General features: G+C 47.9%; 5 protein-coding genes. 2 read left to right on the top strand and 3 right to left on the bottom strand.

Features of this window, described 5'->3' with window-relative positions; translation table 11 throughout:
- Positions 1 to 233: 233 nt before the first annotated feature.
- From PX636_RS22435 to PX636_RS22425, 3 genes are all read right to left on the bottom strand, one after another.
- The gene (locus PX636_RS22435) at positions 234 to 551 is read right to left on the bottom strand and encodes a KGG domain-containing protein (RefSeq protein WP_286827003.1); all 318 of its coding nucleotides are present in this window, start codon (positions 549 to 551) and stop codon (positions 234 to 236) included.
- A gap of 464 nt (positions 552 to 1,015) precedes the next feature.
- The gene (locus PX636_RS22430; protein WP_004162716.1) at positions 1,016 to 3,268 is read right to left on the bottom strand and encodes an IMS domain-containing protein; all 2,253 of its coding nucleotides are present in this window, start codon (positions 3,266 to 3,268) and stop codon (positions 1,016 to 1,018) included.
- Between the two features lie 47 nt (positions 3,269 to 3,315).
- Positions 3,316 to 4,521, bottom strand: a complete 1,206-nt coding sequence (locus tag PX636_RS22425) for an RNA-guided endonuclease InsQ/TnpB family protein (RefSeq protein WP_012267064.1) — start codon at positions 4,519 to 4,521, stop codon at positions 3,316 to 3,318.
- Positions 4,522 to 4,836: 315 nt separating this feature from the next.
- On the opposite strand from PX636_RS22425, the gene pdhA reads away from it, so the two are divergent.
- Both pdhA and PX636_RS22415 read left to right on the top strand, forming a co-directional pair.
- Positions 4,837 to 5,871, top strand: coding sequence for a pyruvate dehydrogenase (acetyl-transferring) E1 component subunit alpha (gene pdhA, locus PX636_RS22420; RefSeq protein ID WP_002733307.1), 1,035 nt, complete (start codon positions 4,837 to 4,839; stop codon positions 5,869 to 5,871).
- 187 nt (positions 5,872 to 6,058) lie between these two features.
- Positions 6,059 to 6,841 (top strand): hypothetical protein, encoded by a 783-nt coding sequence (locus PX636_RS22415; protein WP_288118996.1) that lies wholly within the window; start codon positions 6,059 to 6,061, stop codon positions 6,839 to 6,841.
- Positions 6,842 to 7,078 lie beyond the last annotated feature (237 nt).

The following is a 7,078-nucleotide window of genomic DNA, read 5'->3' as shown; positions in this document are numbered from 1 at the left end:
TTTTGGTGGGGTTGGGGGGTGGGGTGTGGGTTGTGGGGTGTGGGTTGTGGGGTGTGGGGTGTGGGGATAATAAATAAAAGCTGCCTTCTGCCTTCTGCCTTCTGCCTCCTGCCTTCGTTAACGGGGAAAGGGAAATGGGGGCATGGGGGAATGGGGGAATGGGGGAATGGGGGAATTTAACTAAAACCCCAAAACCCTAACACCCTCTCAGCCCGAGAAAAAGTCAACCAAAATCAACTATTTGCCTCCGAGTTGCTAAAATCTGAGGAGTTTTCACCTATAGACTCGTTGGCTGGGGAATTTTCTTCGGAGTTTGAGTTTTTGCGACTGCCTTTGTGAGAATTTTTGCCCCCTTCCCGTCCGATAGCTGCCATGTGGGCCCGATCTCGGCTAACCGCTTCACCACCTTTTCGTCCCGCTTCGCGAGCTTCTTCGGAGGTAAATTCGTGGGCTGTCCCTTTTTGATGAGCAGCTTTACCACCTTTACTAGCGATTTCCCGTTGTTTAGCTTGATCCATAGAGGCAAAACCGCGTTTACTCTTACCTGTCATAATATCCCTCCTGTGTGAATGCTGATTTTAAAAGTTCTTAAAGACTTATGCGAGATTTTTAAAACATCAAAATCATGGTCTTGTCGGTGGGCAAAACATTGAGATTGCCCCGCTTTCCTCCTCTAAGAACTATGGATTCCTACCTAGTATCATAACTCATTAGCTTGACTTCTAGGGAACTAATTACAGCAATCAAAGAGCCTATTTTATGTTAAAAAATATTAAGCGAATCGAGCATTTATCAGTCTAAAGATATAGAAGTTATCTTAATGGTGAGGTACAAAGGTTGCCTTTGCAGGAGTCGGTCTTCAGTTATCAGTTATCAGCTTTTTTCTCCCTGCTCCCTTCTCCCCACTTCCCCACTTCCCCACTTCCCCACTTCCCACTGAAAAGGCTGCCATGCACTCTTAATTAGATGTGCGGGCAGCCTAAAGCCTAGTTTTTGGGGATTTAATCGGGAAAAATCAGGGTAAAACTTGGGTGTGGGTGTTTTCGATCAACCATTTATCTCCTTGCCGTACCAAATCATAGCGCACCTTCAAGGACTCATTAGAGGAAAGATTGACATTTTTTTTGCCATTCTCAAAATACATCGTCTTTTCGTTTACTATCGCTTCCACCGTCGCTAAATTAGGATTTTTCGCATTATTAGTAACCGATCGCACCTCCACTTGATGATCGTAGTGCCGATAGTTATTTTCCTGTAAAGCCGCCGCCCGTGTTTGCCAAAGTTCCAAGGCTGAACCCGTTAAAACCTCTTTCAATTGCTCTTTTTGGTGTTCACTGCCAAAAGCCGCCGATTTTGCTTCTAACCAAGCTTGAATCGTCTCCTTTGCTGTTTCCTTGTCCAAGGGAATCCCTTCCATCACTTCCGCATTAGCCGAGGGAATTTCTAGTATGGGAGTATTTAAAGAAATCGGTAACTGTTCCCCTTGCAAGGCTGCCAAAGGAGATTGACTATCGACAATTGCCTTTACCCCCAAGGACAAAACCGCGATTGTTCCCACTAATCCTACCCCTAATATCGCCACTCGATCGAGTCGCAGTTTTCTGCGGGCTGGTCGTCTCCGTTTCGGTGCGACTACGGCAGTTTTTGCCGTTTCTAGGGCTGCCGGCCCGGAGTTGCCTGCTGCTTGGTGGCGCGGGCGACTAGGACGACGACGGGGGGGATTAAGTGCCGGTTGACGATAGGCTGCTGTCACCACCACACTACCCTGAGTATAGGGGGTGAGAGTTTCCTCCTGAGCGGTGGCTCTCAGGGCAGGTACAGCAGTGCTTGTCCGCTCACCGTTAGCTCTAGCTAAAGACGGTTTTTGGGGACGAGAGTGGGAAGAAGAATAAGCAGATTCCCTCATCGGTGTCACTCCTGGCACTGGGTTTAAATGGGTGGGGGGGGTGTGGGTTTTCAGAACATTTACTTCCGATTCTAAGGGTTCGCTGGCCTTTTCTCGAACCTCGACGGGAACTTTTTCGTCAGGAAAACCTGACAATTCTTCTAAATAATTTTGTACTTCTTCCTCGGCAAAATACTCTTTGAGTGAGGCTTTCCGCTCGACTAAATCACTAAAATGGCAGAAAACTTCTGTTTGTAACCAACGCTCACCGTAACGACATAACCCGGGTAAAAGATCGGCAGATTGCCCGGATTGTTCCTTAATATAATTTAATATTTCTTGCTCTTGACTTTTTTCTAAAATTGTGCTTGCTCGTTCCGTCTGACCGAGCAGTAGGGCGCAGATCGATCGCTCTAGGGAGACATCCTGATGTTTTTGTAATTGCTGTAGGCGCTCGCAGGCTGCGACAATAGCGGCGGGTTGTTTTTGGGCGAAACCGCGGGCGATCAAGGCATAGACCAGCAGATAATTACCCACCGCCGAGGGGCGTTGAGCCTCTTTAGCCCAGATTTTCTCCTGTTCGGCCTGAGTTAAATAAACCCGTAACTGTTGAATAAAGCGTAAAAAATTATCCACCCCCAACCCAGAGCGATCGTCGCCCTGGCCATCGATGCCGCCGCGAGCGGCCAACATCTCCTCCAAGAGATTTAAGCCGCGCTGACGGGCAAGACTAGGTTTTTTTTCTTGGGATAACAATTCCAGTATCCGGTAGGGACGCAGGCGATCGCAATCATGGCGAATCTCGCTGGCCACTTGCGGGAACATTTGTTCTTGTTCCAACCAAGTCAGGGCTTTGGTTGCGGTGCTGGCCGCCTGTTCATAATTTTTATCCTGCCAATATTCCCGACTTAATTCCCCGTAGGCCAAAGCCAAGGTTAAGATCATGTCTGGGCGAGTAGTTGGCTCTAAATCTAGATAAGTTTCGGCCAAACGAATCACTAACTCGTATTCTCCCAACTCTTGCAGGATGAGCAAAGCTCCCACCAGATCGGCGGGGGCAATGGTAATCTGGGGAGTGGGATATTCCGGCGAAGCCGCGGCCGCCTCCCCACCCTGAGAATCTAGGTTTTCGGCACTGCTTTCTGGGTTGAGAAGCAAGGGATTGGGTCCGAAAAATTGGGCATCGTAATCACGACGGCGATCCGCAGCACTTAACACTTGGTAAGCTTCATCTAACAAGTGCTGACGGGCAATGATCGCTGTTTGACTGTATTCTTGACGTGGCAATTGCCGTCCCCGGTCGGCGTGGGCCAAATCAATCTGCTCGGCACTCACCTGAAAGGGGATTCCCAATATCCTGTAGTAGTCAAGAGGAATGCGCACGGTTAGCTGTACCTCAACTCTGGAGAGTCCTTAGTAATCTACTCCCGTTAAAGCGTCAGCTTAACGGGAGCTTTCTGTAACCCTAAACTTATCGGGCAAGCCAATAAATTCGGCTCTCTGGGCTGGATTACACTCAGCCCCAAAAGTCTAATCATCTTGCTACCGTTCGCGTCTGCGTCACCAATCCAACCACAAGTCTTATTACTACACTTAAACGATTTTCCGCTTCTAATTCCGATATGTAGGCAACAATGACAGGTTTGAGAGGTATATCGTGGATTAACCGCGATAACCTCAACTCCTTCTTTAATGCCTTTGTATTCGAGAAATTGTCGAAGTTGATAGAAAGCCCAAGAGTTAGACCGTCTTCTCTCGGTCTTATTTCGTGGTTGTTGGTTGGTTCTCTCTCGAATACCGGTTAGGTCTTCAATAGCGATAATCGAGTTGGTTGATTTTGCCTCGGCAACGATAGCTTTACTGATTACATGATTTAAGTGCGCTTGGTATCTTCTCTCCCGCCCCGATAGCCGTTTCAATATCTCCCGACACCTACGCCTGGTGGATCTAGTGCCTTGAGACGCTTTCCTTTGCAGAGAAGCTCGAACGCGACTGTATTTATCCCTCGTTTCCTTGATTCCATCCCCCGACCACGATTGATCGGTTGATGTTACCGCGATGTCACGACGGCCGAAATCGACCCCGATAATGTTATCCGCGTTGATAGGTTTCGGCGGTTCCGATTTTAGTTGGATGTGGACATACCAACCGCCGTCACGATGTAGGCAGATTTGAGCGGAGGTCGGATTTTGCCAGGTAAGTTTCCCCCGATGGTAATTGCTCGCTCTCAGGGGAATGGTTAACCGTTTCCCCGTGGTGCTAACAGTAATCGCCCAATCTTTCTCGACGAAACGGAAGGTTCGAGCGTCACAGTCGAAACTTGTTGGAGCAAAGTTCTTGACCTTCTTCCCTTGAAGTTTTGCTGTCAAACGATTAGCCGCCACCCGACCGCAAGCTCTGACAACGTGGTTAGCCGTCAATCCGAACCGATCCTTAACGTCCTGATAACAGACGGCTTGAATCGAGTTCCGGTTAGTCAGCCGGGGATTGACGTTCTCGTTAATCCAGCTACAAGCCGACGCAAAAGCCGTACAGGTATCGGACAGCGCTTGTTGTTGTTCGCTACATACTTGAAGCTTGATCACTAGCGTCAGGACTTGTTCCACGGCCTCAAAAAACTCACCAACAGGAAGCATAACATATTTAGAGTCGATGCGCTACGCGCGTTTTATACTGGTCGGCATTCCTCCGCCGCCAACCCGTAGGGTGTAACGGGGGCATCCTGCCGACATCTAAGGTGAATTAAGTGATGTAAGTGAGAGCGGAGCGAGTAAAATAACAAGATACCATCTTATCCTAGCCAATCTCTGACTGACTAAGATTAGATTTGAGAGAGAAAATACCAAGAACCCCTTGGTTTAAGACCAAAAAATTCACTGCCAGAATTCTCGAAAAATCTACCGCTTCCTCTCCCCTTGCCTTTTTGTTGTCTAAATGATACTACAGACCCTATGATTTCCGAACGTACTTTACCAACCTTTAATCCTGCTTCCATCATTATTACCAAAGCTGAAGGTCTTCGCCTATACGAGGATATGGTTTTGGGGCGGATGTTTGAAGATAAATGTGCCGAAATGTATTATCGGGGCAAAATGTTCGGTTTTGTCCACCTCTACAACGGTCAAGAAGCGATATCTAGCGGTATTATTAAAGCCTTGCGTCAGGGAGAAGATTACGTTTCTAGCACCTATCGCGATCACGTCCACGCCCTCAGTGCCGGAGTTCCCGCTCAAGAGGTAATGGCGGAGTTATTCGGCAAAGCTACCGGCTGTAGTAAAGGACGGGGCGGCTCCATGCACATGTTCTCCGCCGAACATAAGCTTTTGGGGGGTTACGCTTTTGTGGCCGAGGGGATTCCCGTCGCAACCGGGGCGGCTTTTCAAAGTAAGTACCGTCGCGAAGCCATGGGTGATGCCAGTGCCGATCAGGTAACGGTCTGTTTCTTCGGGGATGGGGCGAGTAATAATGGCCAGTTTTTTGAGTGTCTGAATATGGCCGCTCTCTGGAAGTTGCCGATTATCTATGTGGTGGAAAATAATAAGTGGGCGATCGGTATGGCCCACGATCGAGCCACTTCTCAACCGGAAATCTATAAAAAAGCTAGTGTTTTTAGTATGGTCGGTGTGGAAGTGGACGGTATGGATGTGGTCGCCGTTCATGCCGCCGCCAGAGAAGCCGTGGCTCGGGCCCGCGCTGGTGAGGGACCGACTTTAATTGAGGCCTTAACCTATCGTTTCCGGGGTCACTCTCTAGCAGATCCCGACGAGTTACGCAGTGCTGACGAGAAACAATTCTGGGGCGAAAGAGATCCGATCACTCGCTTTGCCGCCTATCTCTACGAGCGAGATCTGGCCACGAGAGAAGAATTAAAAGAAATCGAGGAGAAAATTCAAGCTGAAATCGAGGCAGCGGTTAAATTTGCCGAATCTAGCCCCGAACCCGATCCTAGTGAACTAACTCGCTTTATTTTTGCCGAAGACGAGTAATTTCAGTGATCAGTTACCAGTTATTCAGATTTGAGTAATCAGTAATCAGTGATCACTGATTACTTAAGGTATTCTATGAGGGGGAGTAGAAAAATCCCGCCTCGAAGCTGGTTGTTGTTGAAAAAATCCGTAAAAAATAGTTGCGCTCTTGTATAATCCGCTAAAATCCAGAGAAATAGCTTTTGCCATGGCGACTACAGAAGCATTGAACCCCAGTCAGTTCGCATTCTTAACCAACCTCACCGCTGATCGTTCAAGTTCACCCAACCCACAACAAGAAATGGACAAAGTTATCATTCTCGTTAATGCCGAAGCTCAAGCCAGTGGTCAGATGTCTCGGCTATCGCCCGTTACCGAAAAGATGGTGATTGCCTTAAAAAATGCGGTTCCTAAATCCCTAGCGGTGGAGGTGACGGGGACGGCTTCTTTGTGGTCAAAAATGGAGTCGGGTAAAACCAGCCAGAATAATTTAATCTGGTGTCCCTTAACAATTCAATTACCCAATTGGGTGAATTTTCCTGGTAAAAAAGTTTATCAAGCTTGTCGGGATATCGAGGAAAGACGCACTTGGGTTGCCCATACCCTGCACTATAAAACCAGTCAGGGAGATTCTTCTTTTGGGGATCTTTGGTTGCCGATCACGGTGACATCTAAGGGTTTAGAATACGGTGAGGTAATCGGAGAAGGCATGATCCCCAACGCCTACAGTCAACCGATTAGTCTGGAAAGAGAGAGTCTTAAGTCTTTACATCGGCTGGCAGCGCAATTACTGGATAATTTACAGGCTCCTTCTTCTGTTTATTTGCTGCAGTTTCGTCTGGCTCATCGAGAAGTGGTTTTTGATCGTCTCTGGCCTTTTCCTGCTGCACCTGCGATCGCTTCCCTGCGCGGTCAACAGACGGATCTTTATGCAGCCTACTGGAATTGTTTACGTCGGCAAGCAATGCTCGATCATTCCTTGGCAATTTAACTTAGTGTCAGCAGAAGTCCCTCGCGCTTAGTGCGATGGGACGGGGCTTTTAAAGGGGCGAAGTAATTCGCCCCAGGGTTCCCCTCACTCATGAATGCTGACTTTGTATATAGACAATTCTCAAAAACCGATGCTATAACTATAATAAGTATTGTAAAGTTTTGTAAAAAATATATGCAAATGACTGCAAACAACTGCTAATATGGTTAGTACAAGTTTACATTGCAGTTCACATGA

This window comes from Microcystis sp. M53598_WE2, from assembly GCF_030067735.1.
Lineage (GTDB): Bacteria > Cyanobacteriota > Cyanobacteriia > Cyanobacteriales > Microcystaceae > Microcystis > Microcystis aeruginosa.
This window is presented reverse-complemented; position numbering and strand designations above follow the sequence as displayed.